The sequence below is a fragment of the Thermococcus paralvinellae genome (genome assembly GCF_000517445.1).
Lineage (GTDB): Archaea > Methanobacteriota_B > Thermococci > Thermococcales > Thermococcaceae > Thermococcus_B > Thermococcus_B paralvinellae.
Genome location: NZ_CP006965.1, coordinates 213,554 through 238,945, shown reverse-complemented (window position 1 = coordinate 238,945; position 25,392 = coordinate 213,554). Strand labels below are relative to the sequence as shown.

The window sequence follows — 25,392 nt, the reverse complement described above, 5'->3', positions numbered from 1 at the left end:
AAGCTTTTCTATGCGGACAAGAAAGAGGAGTTCTTTCTCCTTTGTCGTCTTACCACCCAAACTCCTTCAAAAACTTCATCCTTAAACGCTTTATTGTCCCGGAAACTCCAAGAGTCCTTATTATGGCCTTTGAACCGCTAATTTCAGTTAACATAGCTAAAGCAAAACGAACTTCTTCCACATACTTTCTATCACATCTAACAATTCCGGTTTGAGTTTTTTCGTTGAACTTAATGAACCAAGGCTTTGCCCTTGCAGTTCCTAATTCTCCAAGAACTCTAAGAGAAGCGTCCCAAATTGCTTTTTTAATTTCATCTTTTTTGAAATTCCTTTCCCCAATTACTTGAAAAGCGATGTAGCGGTGTTTGTCGCGAAGCGTTGGAGGTAAAGTTTTTGGTCTCTCTTTCATGTTAGAAAGTTGGGAGAACCATATTAAAGCTTTTGTCCTTGGCAAAATGCCAAAAAGGCACTAATATTCTCCTCATCAAGAGGACAGTCTGTCAAAATTGGTCCCAAAAACCTTTTAAAGTTGGGACACATTTACAAACTTCGATGCACCATGATAGTCAGGAGTGATTGTTTTTGGAGCTGAGAATGAAGGCTTCTTAGGTTTCTCGGTTAGCTTTATAGCTGAAGAGCGGGATTGTTTTTGGCTCGTCTTTTAGTGTAGTCTGGAGGGAGTGTTTTTGGAAAGCTTTTATTTGGATCTAACAACTTAAGGTTAGTTTGCTCTATCCGTTCCTACACAATTAACGGGATTAGTTTTTCTAACTCTTATTCCCTCACTTTTGGGACTTTTTTTGAACAAAAACTACGGAGGTGGTTTTAAATGGAGAAAGTTAAAGCCGTTTTGAAGCCAGAAGAAATGCCAAAGAAGTGGTACAACATTTTGCCCGATTTGCCAGAGCCGTTGGCACCCCCATTAGACCCAGAGACAGACGAGCCAATAAATCCAGAGAAGCTGAAGAGAATTTTTGCTGAAGAGCTAGTTAAGCAAGAGATAAGCAGTAAAAGGTTCATTGAAATACCAGAGGAAATTTTAGAGATGTATGCCAAGATTGGAAGACCAACACCACTATTTAGAGCAACACACTTGGAAAAAGCTCTCAAAACACCAGCAAAGATTTACTTCAAGTATGAAGGAGCAACGATAACAGGAAGCCACAAAATAAACACAGCTTTAGCTCAGGCTTATTACGCTAAAAATCAGGGTATTGAAAGATTAGTCACCGAAACTGGCGCAGGTCAGTGGGGAACAGCTTTATCCTTAGCAGGGGCTTTGTTTGGACTGAAGATTAGGGTGTACATGGCAAGGGCAAGCTACCAGCAGAAGCCTTACAGAAAAATACTAATGCAGACTTATGGAGCCGAAATCTTTCCATCGCCAAGTGATAGAACAAACGTCGGAAGGAAGTTTTTAGCTCAAGACCCCAACCATCCAGGAGGATTAGGAATAGCAATAAGTGAAGCTATAGAAGATGTTTTGAATGATGAAAATGCCCGCTATTCATTGGGTAGTGTTTTAAATCACGTTTTAATGCATCAGACAATTATCGGAGAGGAAGCAAGGCTTCAAATGGAGCTGCTTGGTGAAGAGCCAACAACAATCATTGGCTGTGTTGGAGGTGGAAGCAACTTTGGTGGCTTAGCTTATCCGTTCGTTAGAGATGTTTTGAAGGGCAAAACAGAATATGAGTTCTATGCGATAGAGCCGAGAGCAGCACCATCAATGACGAGAGGAGTTTACACTTATGACTACGGAGACAGCGGAAGGCTAACGCCAAAGATAAAGATGCACACATTAGGGCACACCTATTATGTCCCCCCAATCCACGCTGGTGGCTTGAGGTATCACGGCTTAGCTCCAACACTGAGCATTTTAATAAACCATGGTATAGTTAAGCCTAGGGCATATCACCAGACAGAAGTGTTTGAGGCGGCAGTTCTATTTGCAAGAACCGAAGGTATCGTTCCAGCACCAGAGAGTGCTCACGCAATTAAAGGGGCAATAGATTTGGCTTTGGAGGCAAAGGAGAAGGGAGAGGAAAAAGTTATACTCTTCAACTTAAGTGGACACGGATTGCTTGACCTTAAAGGATATGAAGACTTCCTTGAAGGGAGACTTAAGGACTACGAACCTAAGGAGTTTTCAATTTTGAAGAGCATTTAGTTTTGCTTTTTACTTTTTCAGCCTTATCTTATTTGCTCCTTATTAATCATATACATTATCCAAACTCAGAATCAAGTCCCAATTACACTGATAACTTTAGTAAATGGCAAATACTTTTCCATAATTTCTCTATGTATTTCCCTAACAGCTTTTTCAGTTTCATCTTTTGGTACCTTAAAAGCAACCCAGTTTTCTCCTTCAGAAATTCTCTCGTAAGGAACTCTTGGATATGCATTTACCACACCGACTATGCCATGAGTGTCCCTAAGTCTATAGGCAATTATTGGCATTCCAGAACTCTCTTTGGAAACTAATGTCCCCATCCACCACCCTTTTGTCTTGCCAAAAAGAAGGGGAACTTCATTCTCACTTGCCAGTTTAACAGCCTTCCATTGTATTGCTCTCATGCCAAACTTTGAGGCAATTAGAGCCTCATCGTAAGAAACAAAGGGAATTGGCTTTGCCTCTCTGACTACCTTCGGGTCTGCAGTGTATATCCCCTCAACGTCACTCATTATCAATACAGCTTTTGCTTTAATACAAATTCCCGCTACAACTGCTGTATAGTCACTCCCACCTCTACCAAGAGTTGTTCTAAAGCCTCGAAAACCTCCAATAAATCCTGGAATTACTGGAACCTTTCCATCTTCCATAAGGTCTCTAACGCAGGCAAAAAGGTTTCTTGTTTTGGTAATGTCAACTTCTGCGTTCCCAAAGTTCCCATCAGTTACTATAATATCCCAGGGTTCTATCAATACACCATCTATGGCTTGGGCAAAAATGGAAGCTGAAAAGAGCTCACCAAAAGACAGGAGAAAATCCCTCTTAACTTTGTCATTTGGAAAATTTAAGCTAAGTGCGGAGGATAATTCCTCCGCTAGTAGTTTAATAGCATCTATGCTGATACCGTGTTTTTTTGCAAAATTTATATAATCAAGCAATATATCTCCAAGAATCTTCTTGTCCCCAGTTTTATATAGTAATTCAAGCTTGTCTGTGACTCCCTTGAGTGCTGAAACAACTACTGCAACCTCATTTTCATCTTCCAGCATCTTTACAAACTGAACTGCATCATAAAAGTCGTATCTCAATGAACTGCCTCCGAATTTTACAACAACTCTCATTAATGACACCTCAAATGTCCTTTAGGGTTCTAAGGGGTATGCTGGTTTTCCCTTCCCTCTCAAGCTCCTTTCTCACTATCTCGACACCCTTGACCATATTGACAAGTTTTCTGTATGCTATATCCCTCGAAAGCAACTTTAAGCCACAATCAGGATTTATGTAAAGTCTTTCAGGCTCTATGTACTTGAAGACCTTCCTTATGGCTCTTGCAACTTCCTCAGGGCTCTCAATGCGTGGATTGTGAACATCCACAACACCGAAGCCAAGCTCTTGATGAGTAAGCTTTTTGAGGAAATCAATATCTCTGAAGTTCCTGTTAGCAAACTCTAAGGCAAACTGGGTGACATTAAGGTCATCAAAGTAATCCGCGAGAAGATAATAGTTACTATAACAAACGTGCATACCTACTTTAATCTTCAGACCCTTAACTGCCCTATTTACAACGTCAACAGCCCATTCCACTTCATCTGGGTGATTTAGGATTGCTGGTTCGTCTATTTGAATGAACTTCGCACCTTCTTTCTCGAGAAGCTTGAATTCTTTGTTGAGAATTTTTGCTAAGTCCATGGCAAAATCTTCCTTGGTGTCATAATATTCGTTGAAACTCCATTCTGCCAGGGTGTATGGGCCGGTAATGGGAACTTTAACTATTTCTTTTATTGTAACTGATTGGATAAATTTAAATTCATCGAGCACAAGAGGTTCTCTATACTCAAGTTTGCTAACCGCAGATGCCTTGTTGAAGTAGAAGTTACCCCAAACTCTAATTGGCCCATAGAACCTAAACCCATGTATCTTAGATGTAAAATATTCCGTCATCTCACTCCTGCCCATTTCTCCATCCCATGGGATATCGATTCCCGCTCTCTCATGTTCCCTGAGCACTGCAATGCTGGCATCCCTAACGGCTTCTTTAAAATCTTCTTCGGGAATCTTTCCAAACTCATAAAGTTTGTATTGTCTTAGAAGCCATCTTGGCTTCGGATAACTACCGATAACACTTGTAGGGAGTATTGGAAGTTCCACTTTATTCACCTCCTAACCTCCCTAAAAGTCTCAGCTTTCTCCAGGCTACACTTTCTGGGAGAAAATCAAGCAAAGTACTCGGAGTTACATAGATTCTCGAGAAATTCCCCGAGAATTTAAGAAGTCTGTCTCTAATCCTATCTGCCCTCTCCATTTTTGTCTCTCTAGCGTTAACAACACCAAGACCTATTCCACCGCTCACTCCATCAGGCAGTGAACCCTCCACAAGATCTACATTGAGAATTACCCCTTCAGGTATCACTTGTGGAGTTCCAAAGTACGTGACTACCCACAGCTTCTTGACTTTGCCTAATTCTTCAATAGTAGCCTTTGCAACTTCCCTACGTATATGAACTTCATCTTCCCTCGTTGCTCTTGAAAGCTCCGATGCCAAAGCTGGCTCTTGAAGTTCTACAATTTCAACTTCAAGCTCCTTTATGAGTGGTGTGAGAACTCTCTCGGCATAATCTCTAGCAAGTGCCTCAAGGTTCTCGTAGTACTCATTTAGAGAATGATATGCCAAAGTTACTGGGCCCGGAAGGACAGCTTTTAAGGTCGCCTCTGGGTAGACTTCCTCAAGGATTTCCTTTGCAATGCTTACCCATTTTGGAATTGGATTATCAAGCAAGTTAACTTCACCCTTAACAACAGGTGAGCGGTAGAAGAAGTTGTTTTCATAAAACTTGAAGAGGCCATTCACCTCAATCCCATCTACATATCTTATTAGGGGATTAAAGATGTCATCACCACCTATACATACCATCAGTGACTACTTTGATTCCAGCCTTCTTTAATTTCCCAAATGCCTTTCTAGTATAGTCTCTATATGCCTCCTCAAGCTTTTCCTCACTTAGTCTTCCAATATTGTATAGCTCAATCTTTTTTGCCAATCCAAGTGGTCTTGGCAAGCTTCCAATTAAAGCAGGAATAATTCTCATCTAAGCACCTCCTTAATCTTTTCATACGCTTCTCTCCAGAGGCTTTAACCAAACATCGAGATTTCTCGATAGGATGATTAAGTTAACACCTCCAGCAACATCAAGAGCTTTTACTTCCTCAAGGACTTCCTCAAAGGTATCATCTCCAGTTTGGGTGCCCATTTTTCTGAGGAGAGGCTTAATATCGTCACTTATCGGATATAGGAGAGAAACCATCACTGGAACCTCAGCATTAATGTATTTTTTCAGCTCAATGAATGTTTCTTTAATCCTAGTGACACTTTCTTTGGTTGCTACCACTTGGGTAAAAAACAGCTCAGCTCCAGCTATGAGCTTTCTAGCAATCCTTTGTGCCTCCACTCTAGGTCTATAGTGGGGATTCATTGCACCTGCAACTCTTGGCCTCTCCTCTACTTCAAAAGTTTCCTTTGTTGGTAAAACTCCATTAAAAATGAGTCTAGCTAGACGTATCATGTTTGCAGAATCGAGGTCAAATACTGGCCTACTAGGCAAAGCAAGACTCGGCCAGTCTCCTGTAGTCAAGAGAACTACCTCAAAGTTGAAAAGGACAGCTGTTTTAAGTTCTGCTGTTAAGGCCGTTAGATTTCTGTCCTTTGCTGTTAGATGTGGCATAACTTCAATTCCAAAGTGCTTTAAATGTGTTGCAAAAGCTGTTGAAGAGAAGTGAGGACAACCGAGGGGATTATCGGGGATTGTGTAAAGATCTGAATTTGTTTTTGCTATAACCCTCGCTATCTCCACTTCATCCCTAACAGCCGCTATTGGAAATTCAACGCTCAGTGCTTTGCCTTTCTCGACCTGACTCCAGAAGTTTGAATTCTTTGGCTTGACGTCTCTGCTGGGTATCTTTTCTATTTCCATAAGTATAGGATGTTCATTGAATAACACTGCTCCATCGAGGTAGTGAACTCTTTCAAGTACCCCCAGCCATGGACAGTGATTCTCATTTACTTCACACTTTCCGTTAAATGCTCCACCACACGGACCATTCAAGAGTGACTTAGGACACCCAAAAATCCTGAGTTCAACCACCTCCTAGGGCTTTGTCTAAATCTTCAATCAATTTATCAACATCCTCCAAACCAACAGACAGCCGTATTAGCCTTGGTGTAATGCCTAGAATTTTTCTTTGCTCCTCACTCATTGTTTTGGCGGCGCTTATCACTGGACAACTTGCAAGACTCTCAGTTCCTCCAAGAGAAGGAGATGGAAATATTACGCGAAGAGATGACAAGAACTTTCTAGTATCTCCCTTTATTTCAAAGGTGACTACCCCTCCAAAGAGTTTTCTTTTGAAGAGTTTTACTGCTGTTGAGTGATAGGGATCATTCTTTAAGCCAGGATACATAACACGCTCAACCTTTGGATGCTCACACAGAAATTCTGCTATAGCCAAGGCACTTTTGCTCTGCTTTTCAAAACGCACTTCGAGGGTTTTTAACCCTCTCTTTATAAGCCAAGCCTCAAGAGGTTGTATTATCCCCCCAAGCCTTCTCCTCCAGTGCCACAGCATTTCGCTGAATTCGCTCTTTTTCCATATTATGCTACCCCCAAGAACGTCATTATGACCTGCTATGTATTTTGTGAGGCTGTGAATTACGAAGTCAGCTTTATCTTCAAGGGGATTATAGAGGAGTGGTGTTGTAAAGGTATTATCAACAGCAACAAGAGCACCAGTTTCCTTTGCCCGGTTTATTACTTCAGGAACATCTATAACTTTTAAGGTTGGATTTGTCATTGTTTCAAGAAAAACAAGCCTCGTATTTTCTGTTATTGTCCCTACAATACTGTCAGCATCAGGATAAGCGAGCTTTACTCTGATGCCAAATTTTTTAAACTCTTGGGCAAGCTGAATTGTAGTTCCATATCCCTCCATTGAGAGCACAATTTCATCACCTGCTCTTAGCAAGCTTAAGTATAAAGCCGATATTGAAGCCATTCCACTATTAAAGGCTAAAGCATCTTTGCCTTTTTCAAGCTCTGCTAACATTAATTCCAGCTCTCTGACTGTTGGATTCTCTTCGCGAGAGTACTTTAGCTCAAATCCTCTATCAGAAGTTTGTGTTATCCCCGGCTGTCTGAAGACGACAGTCTGATAAATTGGCATGTGGAGAGCATTAAAGTTGACGTCTCTAAGCTCAATCACCTCCTCGCCAAGGTTTGGATATAATGTTTATATATTTTTCGACATATTTTTTGGTATTAAATAGTCGCAGTAGTTATAAAACTTGAGATAGTAACATAAAAAACCAAGAAAATTATATAATCTAACCCTAGAACTAAAAATGAGCCTGAAAAATAACAAACCCAACAACATAAAGTAAGCTTCATTAACCTACAAGTCTATCAAAGCTTTTTATCGAGAATTTTTTCAGGATAAAAACTAACTGAAGCCTTTGCTTGAGGAATTTCCATTCCTAAGGCAATTCCTAAACTCATTAAATCCCTCGGAGCTCTAACTTCCCACTTACTTTCTGCCGAGGATGTGAGAAATCTTGGCACTTTATACTTCTCAACAAGTTGCCAGTTTTTCATCATGAACTTCAAAATATTGGCTCTCTCATATGGGTTTGCCCTCAAAAGCTGGGATAAAGAAAAGCCAATTGCAACGTCATTCTTTGCGGCAATTTTTGCAAGAACATGGTCAAATCCATTATCTCTCCTTCCAAATTCTGGGCTTATAAGAGCATCAACTCCAATTTCAAGAGCAAAGCGGTTAACTTTCATATTGCCCCCCTGAACATAAATTAAAGCCTTGAGGTTCCGGTTTTTGAGTTCTCTGATTAGCGAGGGTTTGTTTGTGATTACGAGAAGGGCTACTTTTCCATACTTTTCTCTGAGCTCTCTGATTTCCTCTTTCAGCTTTTCATAATCTGGACTGCCGTCTAATGGGAGCTTTTTTGTAAAGACAATATCATCATACCATTCCTCAGCTAATTCATAAGCCTTCTCATCTCTCACATCCATCTCGATGAACTTCATTCGCTCAGCCACTCCTTAACTGATTTTACGACGCTTTCTTTCTTCATTGGGAATGCCTTGACCTTAATTCTTACATGGATTACATCTTCACCTTCCGTAACCTTGACTTCTCCTAAGTATGCTCTCTGCTTATCAAAGCGGATATAGAAGGTTCCAGTCTCGTCGACTTTCTCTTCAGCATGCTCCATGAGATAGGCTTTATCCTCTTCACTAAGCAGAGCTTTGAGGTTCTCAAGGAATTTTCTTACGTTTTTGCTTCTCTTAATTTCTGCGTCCATGACAAGGATTGGATTTCCAAAGTAACCCTCTGTCTCAATTATCTCGAAGTCGACATCTCGAGGAGATAAATCCTCAGGAAATAAGGTTTCTAATGCCTCTAGCACCTTCTCAGGGTCTTCAGTTGCGTGAATGAATGTCCTAATTTTTACACTATGAGCTTGAAGCTTTACCATAGCTCTCACCTCAAACATTTTTCACGCTCTCACTTTAAAATATATTGGTCATAAAATTTAAGCATTTTCCTCAAAATCGTCAAATTCACGAATTTGAACCTATTGGAGAAAAATCATTAGAAATGCACGCTAAAAGAGGCTAATCCAAGTAAAAGAGAATAAGAAAAGCAAATCACTTACCCTTACCCTTGTTTGCTCTAATGCTTGGTCTGACTTTCTCAGCGCCCTTACCTTTGTTTCTAAGTCCTCTTGACTTCTTACCCGCACTTGTGAGACCTCTAAAGACTCTACCCTTGTGAACCTTCATTGCAATCCAAGCTATCTTAGGATCGGACTTAATAACTGGGTGGTGTGGGTCAACCATTATAACCTCAAACCACTTGTACATTCCATCCTCGCCAACCCAGTAGGAGTTGAGAACTTCAAGGTTGGGGAACTTTCTTGCTGCCTTTTCCTCGGCAATCCACTGGAGGCTCTTTTTGGGTGAGTACTTTACCATACCCATCTTTGAGGGCTTTCTACCGCCCCTCCACCTGGGTCTCTTTCTTCCTCCTCTCCTAACTCTAACCCTAACGATTACATAACCCTGCTTTGCCTGATAGCCCAAGCTCCTTGCTCTGTCAAGTCTTGTTGGTCTCTCAATCCTAACAACGCTTGGCTCCCTTCTCCACTTAATCATTCTAACCTTCAAAAGCTGTCCAACATAGCTCTTCTTTGGGCTTTTCCAAGCTTCCCTAATGTATTTGTACATTCCCATTCTTTCCACCTCGCTTTCGCTGTTTGTGGTTCTCCGCAGAGCGGAACATCCCGCGGGTTCCCCCGCCTAGTCGAGGTGAGTTTAGAGTTTGAGTTTTTAAAAGTTGCGATTCCTTCTGTTCAAACTGAGAACGACCACAACTTTTAAATACTCCAATTCCAAATCTATGGCGATGCCAATGAGGGGGGAGTACCTTCTCCAGTCAAGAAACAATAAAAATTACGTCGAAGTTCAGGTTAAAAGAAATCCCTATTGAGCTAGATGAGCTTTTCTTAATTTATAAGCAGATTGTTAATGAGTTGATATCGTACGTTTATGACAGGAACATTACAAGCTTTTATAGGCTTAAAAATGCGAAGTATAAAGAGCTAAGAAACAGATACCTATATCTACCATCACACTATATCTACACAGCATGTCAGATGGCAACTTCCATCTTTAAATCATACCGTAAGAAAAGAAGAAAAGGGAAAGCTAAGGGAAAACCAGTTTTCAAGAAAGATGTTATAATGCTGGACGATCACTTGTTCAAACTCGACCTTGAGAATGGAATAATAAGGCTGTCTACTCCAAATGGGAGGATTTCTTTAGAGTTTTATCCAGCTAAATACCACGAGAAGTTCAAGGATTGGAGAGTTGGTCAAGCTTGGCTGGTTAGGACGCCAAAGGGTGTTTTCATCAACATAGTTTTTTCCAAAGAGATTGAAATTGGAGAGCCTAAATCCTTCATTGGTATTGATTTGAACGAAAATAATGTTACACTCAGCATTCCAAATGGGGAGTTTGTTCAAATAATAACTCACGAAAGAGAAATTAGGACTGGTTACTTTGTAAAGAGGAGAAAGATTCAAAAGAAGATTAGAACAGGTAAAAGAAGGAAAGCGTTACTGCAAAAATATGGAGAGCGGGAGAAGAACAGGCTTAATGACCTTTACCACAAAATTGCTAATGTAATCGTTGAATTTGCAAAACGTTATGGTGGAATCACCTTAGAGGATTTGACTGAAATTAGGGAGTCGATTATGTATTCTGCTAAAATGAATGGCAGGCTTCACCGCTGGAGTTTTAGGAAACTTCAATCAATCATTGAGTATAAAGCCAAGCTAAATGGGATTAAAGTCGTCTTTGTTAATCCTTCCTACACCTCCTCACGGTGTCCGATATGTGGGAACAAACTAAGCCCGAAAGGACACCGTATTCTAGAGTGTTCAAATTGTGGTTTGAAAACCAATAGAGATGTTATTGGGAGTTGGAATATTCGTTTAAAAGCCCTGAAGATGTGGGGAGTCTCCGTTCCCCCCGAAAGCCAGCCAATGAAGACGGGAGGCTGGAAGGGAAAATTCCAGAACGGGATCGAGTTCTCAACTATCAAGGCTGAGTATTTCTTCGATAATCCCCCTATTTGGCATTCTCAAAAATTCTCTGTGCATGCTCTTTTTGATGTTCAAACAACCATAAGGAGGTCAGAGTATGGTAGATTTTAGGACTATTGAGGAAAAGTGGCAGAAGAGGTGGAACGAAGAGAAAATCTTTGAGCCAAAGATAGATAAAAATAAGCCAAAGTTCTACATCACAGTTGCTTTCCCATACCTATCAGGACATCTGCACGTTGGACACGCAAGGACGTACACAATCCCAGATGTTATAGCGAGATTCAAGAGAATGCAGGGTTACAATGTTTTGTTCCCAATGGCATGGCACATCACAGGTTCTCCAATAGTTGGAATTGCTGAAAGAATTAAGAATAGGGATCCTCAGACGATTTTCGTTTACAGGGATGTTTACAAAGTGCCAGAAGAAATTCTGTGGACTTTTGAAGATCCAATAAACATCGTCAAATACTTCATGAAAGCAGCAAAAGAAACCTTCATCAGGGCTGGATTCAGCGTTGATTGGAGCAGAGAATTTCACACAACTTCACTGCATCCGCAGTTCAATGCTTTTATAACTTGGCAGTTCTTGAGGCTAAAAGAGAAAGGGCTGATAGTTAAAGGAGCCCACAGGGTTAGATGGGATCCAGTTGTCGGAACACCTCTTGGCGACCACGATTTGATGGATGGAGAAGATGTTCCAATTTTAGAGTACATTCTGATTAAGTTCATCTTGGAGGAGAACGGAGAGATTATCTACCTGCCAGCAGCAACGCTAAGGCCAGAGACAGTTTATGGAGTAACTAACATGTGGCTGAATCCAAACGCCACATATGTAAAAGCAAAGGTTAGGTACAAAGGAAAGGAAGAGATATGGGTAGTCAGCAAAGAGGCAGCATATAAGCTGAGCTTCCAAGATAAAGAGATTGAAGTCTTGGAGGAGTTCAAGGGGGAGAAGCTAATAGGCAAATACGTAAAGAACCCAGTTACTGGAGATGAGATAATAATTCTGCCAGCAGATTTCGTTGACCCAGACAACGCAACCGGTGTTGTTATGAGTGTTCCAGCGCATGCACCATTTGATCATGCTGCTTTGGAAGATTTAAAGAGAAACACAGAGATTCTGCTGAAATACGATATTGACCCAAGAATCGTCGAGAACATTACGTATATCTCGCTGATTGAGCTAGAAGGTTACGGCGAGTTCCCCGCAGTTGAGGAAGTAGAAAAGTTGGGAGTGAAGAGCCAAGATGACAAAGAAAAGCTGGAACAGGCAACAAAGACAATATACAAAGCTGAGTATCACAAGGGAATCTTCAAGATTGAGCCATATAAGGGCATTCCAGTGAGCAAAGTTAAGGATTTAGTCGCTGAAGACATGAAGAAGAAAGGAATCGCCGACATCATGTATGAATTTGCTGAAAAGAACGTCATTTCAAGGTTTGGAAACAGAGCTGTGGTTAAGATAATCCACGACCAGTGGTTCATTGACTATGGAAACCCAGAGTGGAAAGCCAAGGCTTTTGAGTGCTTGGAGCAGATGAAGATAATTCCAGAGTCAAGAAGAGCCCAGTTTAGAGCGGTGTTTGATTGGATAGAGAAGAAAGCATGTGCAAGAAAGATTGGGTTAGGAACTCCCCTGCCATGGGACCCAGAATGGGTAATTGAGAGCTTGAGCGATTCGACGATTTACATGGCATACTACACAATCTCAAGAGCTATTAACAAGTACGGCATCAAAGGGGAGCAGCTGATTCCAGAGCTATTCGATTACATATTCCTAGAGGAGAGGAACGAGAAGAAAGAGAGAGAGCTAAGCGAAAAGACTGGAATTCCAACAGAGGTCATCAAGGAAATGAAAGATGAGTTTGAGTACTGGTATCCACTGGACTGGAGATGCTCTGCCAAAGACCTGATTCCAAACCACCTGACGTTCTTCGTCTTCAACCACGTAGCACTGTTCAGAAGAGAGCACTGGCCAAAGGGAATAGCCGTCAACGGCTATGGAACGCTGGAAGGCAAGAAGATGAGCAAGAGCAAAGGAAACGTGCTGAACTTCATTGATGCAATAAACGAGAATGGAGCTGATGTCGTAAGGCTGTACATAATGAGCTTGGCCGAGCATGACAGCGACTTTGACTGGAGAAGTAAGGAAGTATCTAAGCTAAGAGGACAGCTAGAGAGATTCTATGAGCTAATAAGCGAATTTGCTGAATATGAGGCAAAGCCAGCCGAGCTGAAAGACATTGACAAGTGGATGCTGCACCGCCTAAATAAGGCAATTGAGGGAGCAACTAAAGCCTTGGAAGAGTTTAGGACGAGAACAGCAGTGCAGTGGGCATTCTACAGCATATTGAACGACTTGAGATGGTACATGAGGAGAACTGAAGGCAGAGACGACGAAGCAAAGCGCTATGTCTTGAGAACACTAGCAGATATATGGGTTCGCTTAATGGCACCGTTTACACCGCACATCTGTGAGGAGCTGTGGGAAAAGCTAGGTGGAGATGGATTTGTCAGCTTGGCTAAATGGCCTGAGCCAAATCCAGAGTGGTGGAACGAGATAATAGAGCTAGAAGAGGAGTATATCAAGTCGCTGATTGAGGACATCAAGGAGATAATAAAGGTTGCAAAGCTGGAAGATGCAGAGAGGGCTTACATCTACACTGCCCCAGAGTGGAAGTGGAAAGTTGCTGAGATTGTCGCAGAGAAGAGAGACTTTAAGGCCGTAATGAGCGAAGTTATGAAAGACCCAGAGATGAGAAAGAAGGGCAAAGAAGTGGCAAACTTAGTGAACAAGCTGATAAAAGAGAGGGCTTTTGAGATAAAGCGCATTGATGAGGAGAAAGCATTGAGAGAAGCAAAAGACTTCATCGAAAAGGAGCTTGGCTTAGAAATAATCATTAATCCAGAGGAAGACAAAGGTGGAAAAGCTAAACAGGCAATGCCAATGAAGCCTGCGGTGTTTATTGAGTGAGCTTTATGTTCTTTACACCAATCCTTTTCTTTCTTATTTAGAGACCCAAATTATTGGGGAGATAAAACCAAGAATCATTAACTTGGATGCAAGATACTCAGCAGTTAATAACGCAATATTAAATAACACACTACTAATTCACTTTTCCACAACAACCTCAACCCTAAAGTTCAAAATGATATAGAGCAGCAAAGCTAAAGCAAAAATCTTGATAATCATGGAAACTCTCCTCGAAATTCTTGGGAATTCATGTGTGGACCTCATCACGACTCCTTCATCAACAATTAAAGCGTCATCAGGCATTTTACTAATAATTAGCAAAACTAACAAATCACCAGCTAGGCCAGAGGTGTTAAAAACAAAAACAATTCCCCACCATGAGCTTTGCAAGGTGAAGGCGAGAATGTAAGCGATGATAGACAGCAAAATAGGTGAAACTATGGTATAAATCCACTCCCTCTTTCTTAGAGGAGTTCTCACGGCAGTATATGGAGCCAAATTTATTTTTCCAAAAACTGAAATACCAAATCCAATCCTAGCTCCAAAGAGCTTTGCAGCTAGAGCATGAAGTCCTTCATGAGCTAGAACAACAAAAATTAACGGAAGGAGCAAATAGTGTAAAACACTCCAAAAAGATGCAAAGTTAATGCTGAAATTCAGCGGACTCAAAACTAAACCAGATAAAACAAATAAAATGAAAGCCAGCGAAATTATTTCCCCCTCGTAATCATTCAAGCGAAGGGAGTAAGGAGCATCCACTAATACTCCCTCTCCACTACGAAATCAGCTAATAACTCAAGATTTTTCCTTGCTTCACTTTCTGGAAGGATTTTCAAAGCTTCTTTAGCTTCCTTTACTAAGTCTTTGGCAAATCTCGAGGCATATTCAATGCTCCCGTACTTCTTGAGCAGTTCAATCGCCTTTCTGACTTCTTCTCTGATGTCTTCCTCGATTATACCTCTGCCCTTAACATCTCCAGCGTATTTGCCGAACACCTTCAAGAATTCAGCTTTATCATCTTCGCTCGCATGCTGGAAGAAGTGAGCAACTATAAGCGTTTTCTTCCCCTTCCTTATGTCGCTTCCAACTGGCTTTCCAAGCTTCTCCTCATCGGCAATTAAGTCAAGGACATCATCCCAAACTTGGAATGCCAGTCCTACGTTTCTTCCATATCTAGACAGAGCCTGAATATATTCTTGGTTGTCTGTTCCAATTATTCCTCCAATCTTTGCAGATGCATCAAAGAGAGCTGCTGTTTTACCGTCAATCATTCTGAGATACTCATCAATTGTGACTATTTCTCTTGTCTCAAACTCAAGATCAAGAGCCTGTCCCTCACATATCTCAATACCTGCCCTTGCTATTGCTCTGACAATTTCAACGATCTTTTCTGCCCTGACTGGAGCTTTTGTTGCCGCATCAAAGACAACAGAGTACATTAAATCTCCAGCTAGGATTGCCATATTGATGCCCCATACTTTGTGAACTGTTGGTCTGCCTCTCCTTGTTTCATCCATATCCATGATGTCATCATGAATTAACGTATAAGTGTGAAGAATCTCTATAGCAGCTGCTGGATAGAGGGCTTTTTTCCAGTCTCCACCAACAGCTTCTGCAGCAGTGAGAACAACGAAAGGTCTGACTCTTTTTCCTCCAGCTAGAGGGTAGTGTCTCGTTGCCCCATACAGTTCTTTTGGTTCTTTTTCAGGCAAAAGTTCAAAGATTACTTCATCAACAACCTTTGCTTTTTCTTTTATTGATTTGAAGAGTATGTCAAACTTGCTCATATTATCACCTCGAGATCTCAACCTTATATCCATTTCTTGAGACAAACACATCTCTACCAATTAAATATCCTTCCTCCTCCGCAAGCTCAGCATAATGAGTCAACATTCTAAATTCTCCGTGAGCTGGTACAATATTCTCTGGATTAAGCATCTTAATCAGATAACGATGATCCTCCCTTGAGGCATGACCAGAAACGTGAAGATTCTTTACCATTCTAACACCCTTCATCTTCAACTTGGTTTCTAAGGCATATCTCTGGGCTATGTTAAGAGGGTTTGGAATAACTCCTGCAGAAAAGACAACAGTATCATCTTTGCCTATATCATAAAGCTCCCCATTAGCCATTCTTGTAAGAATGGCACCAGGTTCTCCTTGATGTCCAGTGACAATTAAAAGATAATTCTCTCTTGCCTGAGAAACTTCCTTAAGAACTTTTTGAACTGCATTGGGGCTTCTTAAAACCCTCGAGCCTTTCATTTTTATCAGTCCAAGCTGCTTGGCTATACCGGTGTATTTTGCCAAGGAACGACCAACCAAAATAGCTTGCCTTCCCATATTGTTAGCTATCTCTATAAGCTCCTGAAGACGAGCTATATGAGAAGCAAATGTTGTGGCTATCAAACCTTTCTCCTCTATACCATCGTAATAAAAGAAATCCTCAAGGAGCATCTTTGCAACCGCTTCACTTGGAGTCTTTGTTTCTTCGGCAACCCTTGTGGATTCCGCAATTAAAACTTTTACCCCTTCCTTACCAATTTCCTTAAGCCTCTTGTAATCAGGCTTTTCTCCCAAAGGGCTATTATTGTCAAATTTGTAATCGCATGCATAAACCACAGCACCTTCTGGAGTGTGAACAACAACTATCGAAGATTGGGGAATTGAATGAGTTATCTGAACAAATTCAATTGCCAGATTTTCACTAACTTGAACAATTTCGCCATACTGAGTCTCATACATTGGGTTTTTAACTTCAAAATACTGTTCGCTCTTGACTTCACTCTTTGCAAGCTTTATCGTATACGGGGTTCCATAAATCGGGACATCTGGATAGTGAGGAGCTAACTTTGCCACTGCACCAATATGATCAAGATGACCATGAGAAAAGGCAATTGCAACAACTTTTTTATTCCTAATTGGAGTGTCATCTGGAATTGCACCTATCTTTCTTAACTCTTTAGAGGACATCTGTTGCAAATTAACATCCTCATGAATGAGAACCCTATCCAAGCGAATGCCCATGTCGATTATCACAATTTCCCCGTTGTATTCAACAGCTGTCATGTTTTTACCCACTTCCTCGTAACCGCCTAAAGTGTAAATATTTATCATTTCTTTTCCTCCCGTGTTTGACCTCTAAGCTCTCACGAGCATAAGGCCAAGCTAAGTAATAATTGAAGGCAAGGTTTAAAAAGCTAAGCTTTTCTCCTGCTTACTCTGAGAAACTCAGCTAAGTCAACTCTCTGCTCCAACCACTCCCTTGCAAAGCCTGTAATCACCAGTGGAACTTTTCTAAGCTCTTCCACATTCCTTGCTCCAACGAGGAACATGGCATTTCTGAGCTCATCAATGTATCGCTGGAGGATCTTAATTACTGCCTCAACATCTCCCTTGACAGCAGGCTTCAAAAGCGGTAAAGCAACTCCAGCCAAGTTTGCTCCTAAAGCCAAAGCTTTAGCTATTTGGATGCCATCTCTCATTCCACCTGTCGCTATTATTGGCAAGTCAGTTGCATATCTAACTTCCACAACACTAATTGCTGTGGGGATTCCCCAGTCCCAGAACTTTAAGGCCAGATTTCTGCTCCTCTCGTCCTTTGCCCTGTAGTACTCAACGCCGCTCCAGCTCGTGCCTCCAAGACCGCCAACGTCAATGGCATCAATTCCGATGCTCTCAAGCTTTATTGCAACTTCCATTGAAACTCCAGCACCCGTTTCCTTTGCTATTATAGGATAGGGGAATTCACTCTTAAGTTCAGCTAGCGCTTTGAGAACTCCTCTGTATTGAGTATCTCCTTCAGGCTGGACGCTCTCTTGGAGAGGATTCATGTGAATAGCTAAAGCATCAGCTTGAATTGTCTCAACAGCTTTTAGTGCCTCTTCAATACCATAGCGATCTGGCATTGTCTCAGCAAATTGAGGAGCACCTAAGTTTCCAACAAGGAAGATATCTGGTGCAACATCCCTAACGTAATAGCTTTCCCAGGTTTCTGGCTTCCTAATCATTGCCCTTTGACTTCCAACCCCCATGGGGATGTTCAGCTCTTGAGCAGCTTTAGCTAAAGTTTTGTTTATCTTTCCAGCAAGCTGAGAGCCTCTTGTTCCACCTGTCATTCCAGCAATCATTATCGGATAGTCAAATTTCCTCCCAAGAAACTCAACGCTCAAATCAATCTCATCTTTATCTATTTCTGGGAGAGAAGTGTGGACAAAGTGAATGTTCTCAAATTGATTGGTTACATGAGCCTCAACTTGCCGCTTTAAACAGTGCTCGATATGCTCAAACTTCCTGATTATCGTGAGCTCCTCCTTATCCATAAAAGCACCTCCTAAATGAAAGGTGAAGGAATAAGTTAAGAGATTTTTGGATGCTCAAGTTTTCTAAGCCTTGTGCCAACTTTCTCTCCTCGTATTGCCTTGCCCAGATTTTCCTTAACCTTCCCATTAATGAAATAAACCTCACTGTGCTTTGCTATTTTTAGAGCCTCTCTCAGCTTGTTTCCAATTCCTCCAGTTACATCAATTCCAGCTGATTCTGAACTTTCCAGTAAATGTCTTATTTCTTCAACATTAAGCTCTTCAATTAGCTTTGCATCTCTTTCCTTCGGATTCCTGTCATAAATGCCATCAACATCCATCAAAAAGATCACTTTGCTCGGCTTGAGCATCTTTGCTAAATAGCTAACTATTTGGTCGCCAGAGAGAATGTCAATGCCCTTATCAAGGGCTATTGCTGTGTCTCCAAACAAAACAGGGATAAATTTAAGCTCAAGGAGTTTTCTCAGTATTTCAAGTTCCCCATAAACTACCTCTTTGTTTTCAAGTAAAAATATTGAGGATGATGAGACAGAATAAGCAGGCAAACCTTTCTCTAAGAAAGTTTGAATTATCAAATCATTAAGCTTGAGCATTGCCTGATGCGTCTTTGAAAAACCAATCCTTTTTCTATCAACATCTCCAACAAGCCCTTCAGTGATTTTATATTCCCTAGCATTTGGATGTCCAAAGCTTCCACCACCGTGAACCAATATGAAGCTCTCATCTGGGTAAAACTGAGCAATTTCTTCAGCTATCTGCTCGACTATATGCCTGTGGAATGAGTATTCTTTCTCTTTGTCACTTATTACACTTCCACCAAGTTTGATGATTATCATTCCTCAACCTCCTCTATTCTAAGACCCTCTCTGCTGATCTTTGTTATCATGGGCATTCCACCGGCAATCTTTATTGCCGTAGCAACTTCACTCTGCTTTCCTGGAGCTAATGCATACATACATCCCCCACCACCGGCGCCCGTAATCTTTGCCCCCAAAGCACCAGCTTCCCTTGAAGCATACACCAAATCGCTTAAGCTCTTTGTTGAGACCCCAAGAGCATCAAGTAAGCCATGATTTATGTTCATAAGCCTTCCAAGAAGCTGGAATTTAAGTTCTTTATCATAGTCTGCCAGAATAACTTCCCTAGCTTTCTCAACAAGCTTACCCATTGAGTTCAAGATTGGAGTTATAATTTCTGGCATCTCTTCAAAACTCCTCCTTACCTTTGCAACTAATTCCTTGGTGCTGCCGCTTGAACCAGTGTATCCAACAACGATCGGCAGTTCTATTGCTGGTAGTTCCTCAAAAGTTCCCTTCTCGTAATAGAGGAAGCCACCAATTGCTGAAACCGTCGGGTCAATTCCGCTCGAAGCTCCTTGGACTAAAAGCTCAGTTTTATGCCCAAGCTTTGCCACTTCTTCCTTTGTGAGCTCCAGACCCAAAAGCCTTGAAACCGCACCGATTGTTGCAACTGCTACAGCAGCTGAGGAACCTAAACCGGCACCAACAGGAATTTGAGATGTAATTGAAACAGTAACTCCCTTCTTTTGTCCAGCCTCTTCCATTACCAGATTTATTGCCTCCCTTACATAGCTCAAAACCTCTGCAGCTTTTCCGTAATCAGTTTCGAAATAGATTTCCTTGTCAGAAAACGAAACAGTTAAGCCAGGTACTCTAATGTCTTTTGCTTCAATCCTAATCCTTCCGTTCTTGTTGAACTCAGCCCAAACGTATGTCCTCAAATCAATAGCCGCCGCTATGGCAGGTTTCCCATAAACGACGCTGTGCTCACCGAAAAGAATAATTTTAGCAGGAGCTGATGCAAGAACTCTCATTTTGAACCCTCCATTAAATCCAGTGAAATTTACCCCTAAGAAATTTAAAGCCCAAGATTTATTTTCCTTTTGGTCTCAAAATAGTAAGAGAGAGGTGTCAAGGCTTTCTCATAACAATCGACGCATAGCCAACTATTGCATCTGTACTTCTACTGACTTCAAAGCTGGTAGTGTAGTGCAAAAGCTCTGCTTCAAGGGCTCCAGCTAATCTTGAAAACACTATTGCAGTAGCAACTCCACCTGGGCCACACATCGTATGATCCATTTTCCTTATCTCATCGAACATGCCCTTGTAGTCAAACTCTAGGATTTTCTGAATAATCCTGAAGTCCCATTCCTTAATTCTGCCGAGCAGATCTTCTCCCCTTGCTCTGAAAGGAATATAGCCGTACATGTAGCCATAGTGCATCATATCTGTGCTAGCAATTACAACAACATCTCTGTCAAGCTCATGGGAAGCTTCAAAAATGGCTTTTCCTAAATCTTCAGCAACTTCTTCATCTTGTAGCCCTAAAGCTATTGGCACTATTTTGATTTCCTTACCAGCCTTATCAGCTATGTACTGTATAAATGGCAGTTGAACCTCTATGGAGTGTTCATACTTGTGAGCCAGCTCATCCAAGTCAGCGATGCTGGAATTCTTAACAATTGCTTTGGCTAATTCGGCATCAACTTCAACTTCTCCTAGCGGAGTAAGCCACTCCCCCTCTGGATATACAGCAACAGGTGAGCCCAAGCCTGTATGGTTAGGCCCTATTATGACAAATGTCTCTGGAAGACCGTCTTCATAAATCGCTTTGTATGTTCTTGAAGCTGTATAGCCTGAAAAGACATAACCGGCATGAGGAGCAACCCCAGCTGCTATTCTCCTCTCACTGCCAAGCTCTCCTAAGTCCCTGAAAAAGCGCTCAAGCATTATCACCAGCTCTTCATCAGCGGGATAAAAACTGCCAGCTACGGCAGGATATCTAGTCATCACCACCACCCAAAAGAAGATTATGCAGAAGAGCTTATAGGATTTTGGTTAAAAATAGCAAGGTAAAGTGAAGCTGGAAAATGAAAAGAGAGCTCAAGTCCTAACAATCCTCATCTCAAAGTCTTCAACTGGAACTTTGAAGTCTTCTCTGCTCTCGATTTCTTTGCGGTTGTAGAGGATTTCCCTTGCAAGTATCCAGTAAATCAAAGCCAGAGCCTTTCTACCCTTGTTGTTTGTGGGTATTGCTAAGTCAACGTAGCTGAGCAAGTTCTCAGTGTCGACTAAAGCTACAATTGGAATTCCAACCTCAACAGCTTCCTTGAGTGCTTGGTGGTCAGCCCTTGGGTCTGTGACAATGAGAACATCTGGCTCAAAGAAGTTCTTGACTGCTGGGTTTGTCATTGTTCCGGGGAGAAATCTTCCAGGCATTGCCCTTGCACCTGTAACTTCACCGAACTTTTTAACCGGCTTTTGACCGTAGAGCCTAACGCTAACCGCTAGGATTTTGTCTGGCTCGAACTTTGCAAGGAACTTACCAGCTATGCGGAGCCTCTCATCTGTTTTTCTAACATCCAAAACGTAGAGACCATCTTGCCTGACCCTATAGATAAACTTCTTCATATCCTTAGTCTTTTGCTGTGTTCCGATGTGAACTCCAGCTGCTAAATATTGGTCGAGTGGAACTAAATACTCTTCCATTTTTTTCACCCCTCAAATGTTATTATCCTTCCTCTTTCACCCAAATCTTCAGCTATCCTAATCAGTTCGTTTATTTTAACGAGCGAATCTTTGTAGAGCACTATAGCCGGGCATTTGAGCCCAACAGCTATGTGAGGCAAAGCTTCATCAGCAGACTCAAACTTTGCCTCAGCCAATATGGGCGTAATCCTCTCGGATTTCGCATCATTCACAAGGTTGTATAAATCGGTGAGTGTGCCGAGGTTTATAGGCTTTATTGAAAGCGCGTTGTAGTATCTCCTATCAAGTATGTCCTTCTCTTTAAAGAGGTATTCACCGTCAACAAAAACTCCGTGCGTGCTGGCAATGAGCTCGAGGAAAAGCTCCTCCCCCCCAATAGGCTTTATGTAAGCTATGTTGTTGTCCTCTACAAGCCTGAGGACCTCTTCAAGCTCAAGTGGTCTTTTTTGGACAAGCCCTATTGCAACATCTAGGCCAAGCTCATCACTTGCAATCTCTGAAGCTTTTGAAAGTTCCTCAACGCTGATTTTTTCTGCATGTTCTTCAATCTTGACCATTGCATCAACAACATCTGTTATCTCCATCAAATCCCTGACCATGACGTAGTAGTCAAAAGCTTCATCGCTTGCAAAGCCGATAAGCGGAACCGGAAGCTCCGTTGTAAATGTTCCGCCAATGTAGCTGTAAAGTGGCATCTTTTTGACGTTAGCTGCAGCCTTTGCAACGGCTATTGAGACTGCCAACGCAGTGTTGGCGCCGATGTGGCTCAAATTGTCTGTTCCGTCAATTTCCCACAGGTAGCTGTCAATTAACTCTTGTTCTTGTGCATCAAAACCAATGAGCTCGGGCCCTATGATCTCATCTACTTCACTAACAGCTCTATGGGCTTCAACAACGTATAAAGAAGGGTTCTCGTCAATGGGAGCTGCAAATCTTCCAAAGCCAGAGCTAGTTATAACGTCAACTTCAATTGAGTATTTGCCCCCTTTGAGGATTGCAACCCTACCCACAACGTTCTCTATTATCGTCATCTTTCATCAGCTCGGCCTTATAACCGTTATTGGTATTATCCCTCTTTCAAACTCCATTATCGCAGCATCTAACGGGGTTATGCCCTCTGGAACGTCAATCAAGACAGGAGCACCCATTGCTATCTGTAGTGCCCTTGCTCCAATAATTCTCGCCTTTTCAAATCTCGTGTACTTGAACATGTTTATCACCTATGCCAATTTTGGTGGGGCCGCCGGGATTTGAACCCGGGTCTCCGGCGCCCCAGGCCGGGAGGATAGACCAAGCTACCCCACGGCCCCTCCAAAGAAATGTAGTTTTTCAATACACTCTATACTGCATGATGTCGTCAATTAACTCAACGTGAGTAAGGAGCATTCTTCTGCAGCAGTATCTCTCCAATCCAAGGTCATCGAGCACTTTCTCAGGGTCTTCACCCTTCTCAACGCGCTCTTTAAAGATGTAGTATTTATCACCTATGACCTTTCCACATGTAAAGCATCTCACAGGAACTATCAACCAAATCACCTTTTAAAGTTTTAACTCCAAACTAAAGTGTTAAAGGAAAGCAAACCAATTCAACGATAGCTCTTTTGTCTCTTTGCTCTTGGACCTTTTGTTGACCTGTTTGGCTTGTGTGGCTCAGTTCTTCTGCTGTCACCGACAAGCATTGTTCTGTCGTACTTCATGAACTTTTCCTTGAGATTCATGTCTCCAGTCCACTCTACTAAAGCCCTTGCAATTGCAACTCTTGCAGCCTCGGCCTGTCCCATGAATCCTCCGCCTTGCACTTTGACATCAATGTCAACTTTGCTGACGATTTCCTCACCAGCTAAGATGAGTGGCTCGAGGATTGTGAATCTTGCGATCTCAGGCTCGATAATTTCAACTGGCTTGTTGTTGATCCTAACTCTACCCTTACCTTCTCTAATTGTTGCTCTCGCAATTGCAGTCTTTCTCTTTCCAGCAGTTTGAATAACTCTCATTACTATCACCTCAGAACTTTCCACCCAAATACTTTGCAACCTCACCAACTGTCACATATTTGGGCGTCTTAAGCCTTGACATGTGTGCTTCCATTATTGTCTCAAACTCTTTTCCTTCAAACTCCTTTGGAACACCGACATAAACTTTGAGTCTCTTGAAAGCCTTCCTTCCTCTGTCAGTCTTCCATGGAAGCATTCCTCTGATTGTTCTTCTAACGATCTCGTCGCTTCTCTTTGGATAAAATGGACCTCTTCTTGGGTTTGTTCTTGTTCTAAGCTCAGTTCTCTGCTTGTACTTTGCAAAGATGTCCTCTCTGTTTCCTGTGATTATAGCCTTTTCAGCATTGACAATGATAACCTCTTCTCCCTCAAGGAGCATCTTGGCAACTTTTGATGCAAGTCTTCCTAATATGAGACCTTCAGCGTTAATAATCCTCATAGCTCATCACTCCATTATGATTACTCCACTACCCTTTGGATTTCTCTCGATTAGTTCCTCAATTGTTATTGCCTCTCCACCAGCTTTGATAATCTTTTCTCTAGCTTTCTCGCTGAACTTCCATGCAGCAACGATAACTTTGTGATCGAGATTTCCTGCACCCAAAACGCTTCCTGGAACTATAACAACATCTCCATCCTTTGTGTATCTGTTGATTTTGCTGACGTTTACCTCAGCTCTCTGCCTTCTTGGTCTTTCAAGACGCCAAGCTATGTCCTTCCATATCTTAACTCCTTCCTCATTCGACTTCTTCCTTAAATACCTTATAAGCCTTCTCAAATTGATATCAGTTGGGCCTGTTCTCTTCATGAGCATTCCTCCTTAATTCCTTCTCGCGCCGAGGGACGGGGTGATCATTATGGTGCGGGGGCGGGGATTTGAACCCCGGAACCCCTACGGGACGGGACCCTGAATCCCGCGCCTTTGACCAGGCTCGGCAACCCCCGCACTAAAGCTATTCGGCTAATTTATGAAGCTCGTTTATAAATTTATCGCTCTTTCTCATCAAAATCTTGAGCGCTATGCTTACCATTTCCTCAACAGGGAGCTCTCCGTTGCTTTCTACTGTGAATACGAATGTATTCGGCACAATCTCTTCTCTAATCAAGTTACCCATATATTGCTCAAATTCTCTTGGAAGATAGAAGGCTGTGATCGTTGTGATGATAAACTCATTTTCAGTTTCCTCAACGGGAAGTTTTCTCTTCTTTGCCAGCTTCTTTATTTTCTCCCAGTTTGGGACTTCCTTACTCACATGGATCTTTGTGAGATACTTGTAGTAGGCAAATCCCGGTTGCCACTTTGCATGGTCTTTTCCTCTTCCAAGCTTAGCATAAGCGTTAAAGGTCAACTTTTGACCTTCTGCTAGTTTTACAATTGGTATGTTTGGTGTCACAGGCTTAACATCAGGATCATCACTCTTTAAATCACCTGAGTAAACTATGCCTGGTCCTTCAGCCTCTAAGCTTAAAGTAACTGTATATTCATCAAGCTCAAGAGCATCAAGCTCAAATCTGTCATGTGGAGTGGTGAGAGGAATCATGGCTAAGCGGTGAGCAATAATCTCGTCAAAGAGAGCTGAATCGTTTTCATAGAACTCAACCTCATCAATTGCAAAAGTCGGTACTTCCCCAATTATTGCTCTCCTTAATGCATTTGCAAAAGCCGCATCAACACCTTCTAAGATAAAACGAATCGCATCTTCCCTTTTTTCAAGAATTTTAATTTTCATTTTTTCTCACCAAAAAAGA

Annotated in this window: 28 protein-coding genes and 2 tRNA genes; 3 read left to right on the top strand and 27 right to left on the bottom strand. The window is 41.8% G+C overall.

What is annotated here, in order from left to right; genetic code table 11:
- Nucleotides 1-49: 49 nt before the first annotated feature.
- Nucleotides 50-409, bottom strand: coding sequence for a ribonuclease P protein component 2 (locus TES1_RS01300; protein ID WP_042682637.1), 360 nt, complete (start codon nucleotides 407-409; stop codon nucleotides 50-52).
- A 420-nt stretch (nucleotides 410-829) separates the two neighbouring features.
- Between TES1_RS01300 and TES1_RS01295 the strand changes: the two genes are divergently transcribed.
- On the top strand, nucleotides 830-2,170 hold the full coding sequence (locus TES1_RS01295; RefSeq protein WP_042679513.1) for a TrpB-like pyridoxal phosphate-dependent enzyme: 1,341 nt from the start codon (nucleotides 830-832) through the stop codon (nucleotides 2,168-2,170).
- A gap of 71 nt (nucleotides 2,171-2,241) precedes the next feature.
- On the opposite strand, the gene TES1_RS01290 is transcribed toward TES1_RS01295, so the two are convergent.
- The 9 genes from TES1_RS01290 to TES1_RS01255 form a co-directional block, all read right to left on the bottom strand.
- Entirely contained in the window at nucleotides 2,242-3,294 is a 1,053-nt protein-coding gene (locus tag TES1_RS01290) for an aspartate kinase (RefSeq protein ID WP_042679511.1), read from the bottom strand.
- A gap of 10 nt (nucleotides 3,295-3,304) precedes the next feature.
- Nucleotides 3,305-4,321, bottom strand: coding sequence for a methionine synthase (locus TES1_RS01285; RefSeq protein ID WP_042679509.1), 1,017 nt, complete (start codon nucleotides 4,319-4,321; stop codon nucleotides 3,305-3,307).
- 1 nt (nucleotide 4,322) lies between these two features.
- Nucleotides 4,323-5,084, bottom strand: a complete 762-nt coding sequence (locus TES1_RS01280; RefSeq protein WP_227738499.1) for a 5-methyltetrahydropteroyltriglutamate--homocysteine methyltransferase — start codon at nucleotides 5,082-5,084, stop codon at nucleotides 4,323-4,325.
- Nucleotides 5,065-5,259, bottom strand: coding sequence for a hypothetical protein (locus TES1_RS11065; protein ID WP_227738498.1), 195 nt, complete (start codon nucleotides 5,257-5,259; stop codon nucleotides 5,065-5,067). Before TES1_RS11065 ends, TES1_RS01280 begins: the two co-directional genes overlap by 20 nt.
- 21 nt (nucleotides 5,260-5,280) lie before the next feature.
- The gene (locus TES1_RS01275; protein ID WP_173391282.1) at nucleotides 5,281-6,312 is read right to left on the bottom strand and encodes a methylenetetrahydrofolate reductase C-terminal domain-containing protein; all 1,032 of its coding nucleotides are present in this window, start codon (nucleotides 6,310-6,312) and stop codon (nucleotides 5,281-5,283) included.
- Nucleotides 6,305-7,426, bottom strand: coding sequence for a cystathionine gamma-synthase family protein (locus TES1_RS01270; protein WP_227738497.1), 1,122 nt, complete (start codon nucleotides 7,424-7,426; stop codon nucleotides 6,305-6,307). Before TES1_RS01270 ends, TES1_RS01275 begins: the two co-directional genes overlap by 8 nt.
- Nucleotides 7,427-7,626: 200 nt before the next feature.
- Nucleotides 7,627-8,262 carry a Ribonuclease P protein component 3 gene (locus tag TES1_RS01265; RefSeq protein ID WP_042679507.1) on the bottom strand — a complete coding sequence of 212 codons (636 nt, stop codon included), beginning with the start codon at nucleotides 8,260-8,262 and terminating at the stop codon, nucleotides 7,627-7,629.
- Nucleotides 8,259-8,714, bottom strand: coding sequence for an RNA-binding protein (locus tag TES1_RS01260; RefSeq protein WP_042679505.1), 456 nt, complete (start codon nucleotides 8,712-8,714; stop codon nucleotides 8,259-8,261). Before TES1_RS01260 ends, TES1_RS01265 begins: the two co-directional genes overlap by 4 nt.
- Nucleotides 8,715-8,886: 172 nt before the next feature.
- On the bottom strand, nucleotides 8,887-9,471 hold the full coding sequence (locus TES1_RS01255; protein WP_013466427.1) for a 50S ribosomal protein L15e: 585 nt from the start codon (nucleotides 9,469-9,471) through the stop codon (nucleotides 8,887-8,889).
- 218 nt (nucleotides 9,472-9,689) lie between these two features.
- Here TES1_RS01255 and TES1_RS01250 point away from each other — a divergent pair, with 218 nt between their 5' ends.
- Both TES1_RS01250 and leuS read left to right on the top strand, forming a co-directional pair.
- Entirely contained in the window at nucleotides 9,690-10,955 is a 1,266-nt protein-coding gene (locus tag TES1_RS01250) for an RNA-guided endonuclease InsQ/TnpB family protein (protein WP_265100811.1), read from the top strand.
- Entirely contained in the window at nucleotides 10,942-13,818 is a 2,877-nt protein-coding gene (gene leuS / locus TES1_RS01245) for a leucine--tRNA ligase (RefSeq protein WP_042679502.1), read from the top strand. The genes TES1_RS01250 and leuS overlap by 14 nt, the downstream gene beginning before the upstream one ends.
- A 138-nt stretch (nucleotides 13,819-13,956) precedes the next feature.
- On the opposite strand, the gene TES1_RS01240 is transcribed toward leuS, so the two are convergent.
- From TES1_RS01240 to TES1_RS01160, 17 genes are all read right to left on the bottom strand, one after another.
- A complete protein-coding gene (locus tag TES1_RS01240) occupies nucleotides 13,957-14,577 on the bottom strand; it encodes a DUF3267 domain-containing protein (RefSeq protein WP_051408154.1) in 621 nt (206 codons plus the stop codon).
- Nucleotides 14,577-15,605, bottom strand: coding sequence for a polyprenyl synthetase family protein (locus TES1_RS01235; protein WP_042679500.1), 1,029 nt, complete (start codon nucleotides 15,603-15,605; stop codon nucleotides 14,577-14,579). Before TES1_RS01235 ends, TES1_RS01240 begins: the two co-directional genes overlap by 1 nt.
- 4 nt (nucleotides 15,606-15,609) lie before the next feature.
- A complete protein-coding gene (locus TES1_RS01230; RefSeq protein ID WP_042679498.1) occupies nucleotides 15,610-16,935 on the bottom strand; it encodes an RNase J family beta-CASP ribonuclease in 1,326 nt (441 codons plus the stop codon).
- Nucleotides 16,936-17,018: 83 nt separating this feature from the next.
- On the bottom strand, nucleotides 17,019-18,140 hold the full coding sequence (fni, locus tag TES1_RS01225; protein WP_042679496.1) for a type 2 isopentenyl-diphosphate Delta-isomerase: 1,122 nt from the start codon (nucleotides 18,138-18,140) through the stop codon (nucleotides 17,019-17,021).
- A gap of 35 nt (nucleotides 18,141-18,175) precedes the next feature.
- Nucleotides 18,176-18,976, bottom strand: coding sequence for an isopentenyl phosphate kinase (locus tag TES1_RS01220; protein WP_042679494.1), 801 nt, complete (start codon nucleotides 18,974-18,976; stop codon nucleotides 18,176-18,178).
- A complete protein-coding gene (locus TES1_RS01215; RefSeq protein ID WP_042679492.1) occupies nucleotides 18,973-19,974 on the bottom strand; it encodes a mevalonate kinase in 1,002 nt (333 codons plus the stop codon). The genes TES1_RS01220 and TES1_RS01215 overlap by 4 nt, the downstream gene beginning before the upstream one ends.
- A 97-nt stretch (nucleotides 19,975-20,071) precedes the next feature.
- Entirely contained in the window at nucleotides 20,072-20,950 is an 879-nt protein-coding gene (locus tag TES1_RS01210) for an MEMO1 family protein (RefSeq protein WP_042679491.1), read from the bottom strand.
- A 93-nt stretch (nucleotides 20,951-21,043) separates the two neighbouring features.
- Nucleotides 21,044-21,649, bottom strand: a complete 606-nt coding sequence (gene rpsB, locus TES1_RS01205) for a 30S ribosomal protein S2 (protein ID WP_042679488.1) — start codon at nucleotides 21,647-21,649, stop codon at nucleotides 21,044-21,046.
- Between the two features lie 5 nt (nucleotides 21,650-21,654).
- Nucleotides 21,655-22,680, bottom strand: coding sequence for a hypothetical protein (locus tag TES1_RS01200; RefSeq protein WP_042679487.1), 1,026 nt, complete (start codon nucleotides 22,678-22,680; stop codon nucleotides 21,655-21,657).
- Nucleotides 22,681-22,686: 6 nt separating this feature from the next.
- Nucleotides 22,687-22,860: a DNA-directed RNA polymerase subunit K gene (locus TES1_RS01195; protein WP_042679486.1), complete on the bottom strand. Its 174-nt coding sequence runs from the start codon at nucleotides 22,858-22,860 to the stop codon at nucleotides 22,687-22,689.
- A gap of 21 nt (nucleotides 22,861-22,881) precedes the next feature.
- Nucleotides 22,882-22,959, bottom strand: a tRNA-Pro gene (locus TES1_RS01190).
- A 19-nt stretch (nucleotides 22,960-22,978) separates the two neighbouring features.
- On the bottom strand, nucleotides 22,979-23,176 hold the full coding sequence (locus TES1_RS01185) for a DNA-directed RNA polymerase subunit N (protein ID WP_042679484.1): 198 nt from the start codon (nucleotides 23,174-23,176) through the stop codon (nucleotides 22,979-22,981).
- A gap of 59 nt (nucleotides 23,177-23,235) precedes the next feature.
- Nucleotides 23,236-23,643, bottom strand: a complete 408-nt coding sequence (locus tag TES1_RS01180) for a 30S ribosomal protein S9 (RefSeq protein ID WP_042679482.1) — start codon at nucleotides 23,641-23,643, stop codon at nucleotides 23,236-23,238.
- A 10-nt stretch (nucleotides 23,644-23,653) separates the two neighbouring features.
- Nucleotides 23,654-24,082 (bottom strand): 50S ribosomal protein L13, encoded by a 429-nt coding sequence (gene rplM / locus TES1_RS01175; RefSeq protein ID WP_042679480.1) that lies wholly within the window; start codon nucleotides 24,080-24,082, stop codon nucleotides 23,654-23,656.
- 6 nt (nucleotides 24,083-24,088) lie between these two features.
- Entirely contained in the window at nucleotides 24,089-24,451 is a 363-nt protein-coding gene (locus TES1_RS01170; protein WP_042679478.1) for a 50S ribosomal protein L18e, read from the bottom strand.
- Nucleotides 24,452-24,501: 50 nt separating this feature from the next.
- A tRNA-Leu gene (locus TES1_RS01165) sits at nucleotides 24,502-24,589 on the bottom strand.
- 7 nt (nucleotides 24,590-24,596) lie between these two features.
- The gene (locus tag TES1_RS01160; RefSeq protein WP_042679476.1) at nucleotides 24,597-25,373 is read right to left on the bottom strand and encodes a DNA-directed RNA polymerase subunit D; all 777 of its coding nucleotides are present in this window, start codon (nucleotides 25,371-25,373) and stop codon (nucleotides 24,597-24,599) included.
- Between the last annotated feature and the right edge of the window lie 19 nt (nucleotides 25,374-25,392).

Bases quoted from the DNA above. Each gene is read 5' to 3' on its own strand.
- TES1_RS01230 (WP_042679498.1), bottom strand. From the start codon at position 16,935: ATGATAAATATTTACACTTTAGGCGGTTACGAGGAAGTGGGTAAAAAC.
- TES1_RS01280 (WP_227738499.1), bottom strand. From the start codon at position 5,084: ATGGTATGTATAGGTGGTGATGACATCTTTAATCCCCTAATAAGATAT.
- TES1_RS01220 (WP_042679494.1), bottom strand. From the start codon at position 18,976: ATGATAATCATCAAACTTGGTGGAAGTGTAATAAGTGACAAAGAGAAA.
- TES1_RS01235 (WP_042679500.1), bottom strand. From the start codon at position 15,605: ATGAGCAAGTTTGACATACTCTTCAAATCAATAAAAGAAAAAGCAAAG.
- leuS (WP_042679502.1), top strand. From the start codon at position 10,942: ATGGTAGATTTTAGGACTATTGAGGAAAAGTGGCAGAAGAGGTGGAAC.
- TES1_RS01200 (WP_042679487.1), bottom strand. From the start codon at position 22,680: ATGACGATAATAGAGAACGTTGTGGGTAGGGTTGCAATCCTCAAAGGG.
- TES1_RS01195 (WP_042679486.1), bottom strand. From the start codon at position 22,860: ATGTTCAAGTACACGAGATTTGAAAAGGCGAGAATTATTGGAGCAAGG.
- rplM (WP_042679480.1), bottom strand. From the start codon at position 24,082: ATGAGGATTATTAACGCTGAAGGTCTCATATTAGGAAGACTTGCATCA.
- TES1_RS01255 (WP_013466427.1), bottom strand. From the start codon at position 9,471: ATGGGAATGTACAAATACATTAGGGAAGCTTGGAAAAGCCCAAAGAAG.
- TES1_RS01290 (WP_042679511.1), bottom strand. From the start codon at position 3,294: ATGAGAGTTGTTGTAAAATTCGGAGGCAGTTCATTGAGATACGACTTT.
- TES1_RS01180 (WP_042679482.1), bottom strand. From the start codon at position 23,643: ATGAGAGTTATTCAAACTGCTGGAAAGAGAAAGACTGCAATTGCGAGA.
- TES1_RS01265 (WP_042679507.1), bottom strand. From the start codon at position 8,262: ATGAAGTTCATCGAGATGGATGTGAGAGATGAGAAGGCTTATGAATTA.
- TES1_RS01170 (WP_042679478.1), bottom strand. From the start codon at position 24,451: ATGAAGAGAACAGGCCCAACTGATATCAATTTGAGAAGGCTTATAAGG.
- TES1_RS01300 (WP_042682637.1), bottom strand. From the start codon at position 409: ATGAAAGAGAGACCAAAAACTTTACCTCCAACGCTTCGCGACAAACAC.
- TES1_RS11065 (WP_227738498.1), bottom strand. From the start codon at position 5,259: ATGAGAATTATTCCTGCTTTAATTGGAAGCTTGCCAAGACCACTTGGA.
- TES1_RS01295 (WP_042679513.1), top strand. From the start codon at position 830: ATGGAGAAAGTTAAAGCCGTTTTGAAGCCAGAAGAAATGCCAAAGAAG.
- TES1_RS01210 (WP_042679491.1), bottom strand. From the start codon at position 20,950: ATGACTAGATATCCTGCCGTAGCTGGCAGTTTTTATCCCGCTGATGAA.
- TES1_RS01215 (WP_042679492.1), bottom strand. From the start codon at position 19,974: ATGAGAGTTCTTGCATCAGCTCCTGCTAAAATTATTCTTTTCGGTGAG.
- TES1_RS01160 (WP_042679476.1), bottom strand. From the start codon at position 25,373: ATGAAAATTAAAATTCTTGAAAAAAGGGAAGATGCGATTCGTTTTATC.
- fni (WP_042679496.1), bottom strand. From the start codon at position 18,140: ATGGATAAGGAGGAGCTCACGATAATCAGGAAGTTTGAGCATATCGAG.
- rpsB (WP_042679488.1), bottom strand. From the start codon at position 21,649: ATGGAAGAGTATTTAGTTCCACTCGACCAATATTTAGCAGCTGGAGTT.
- TES1_RS01260 (WP_042679505.1), bottom strand. From the start codon at position 8,714: ATGGTAAAGCTTCAAGCTCATAGTGTAAAAATTAGGACATTCATTCAC.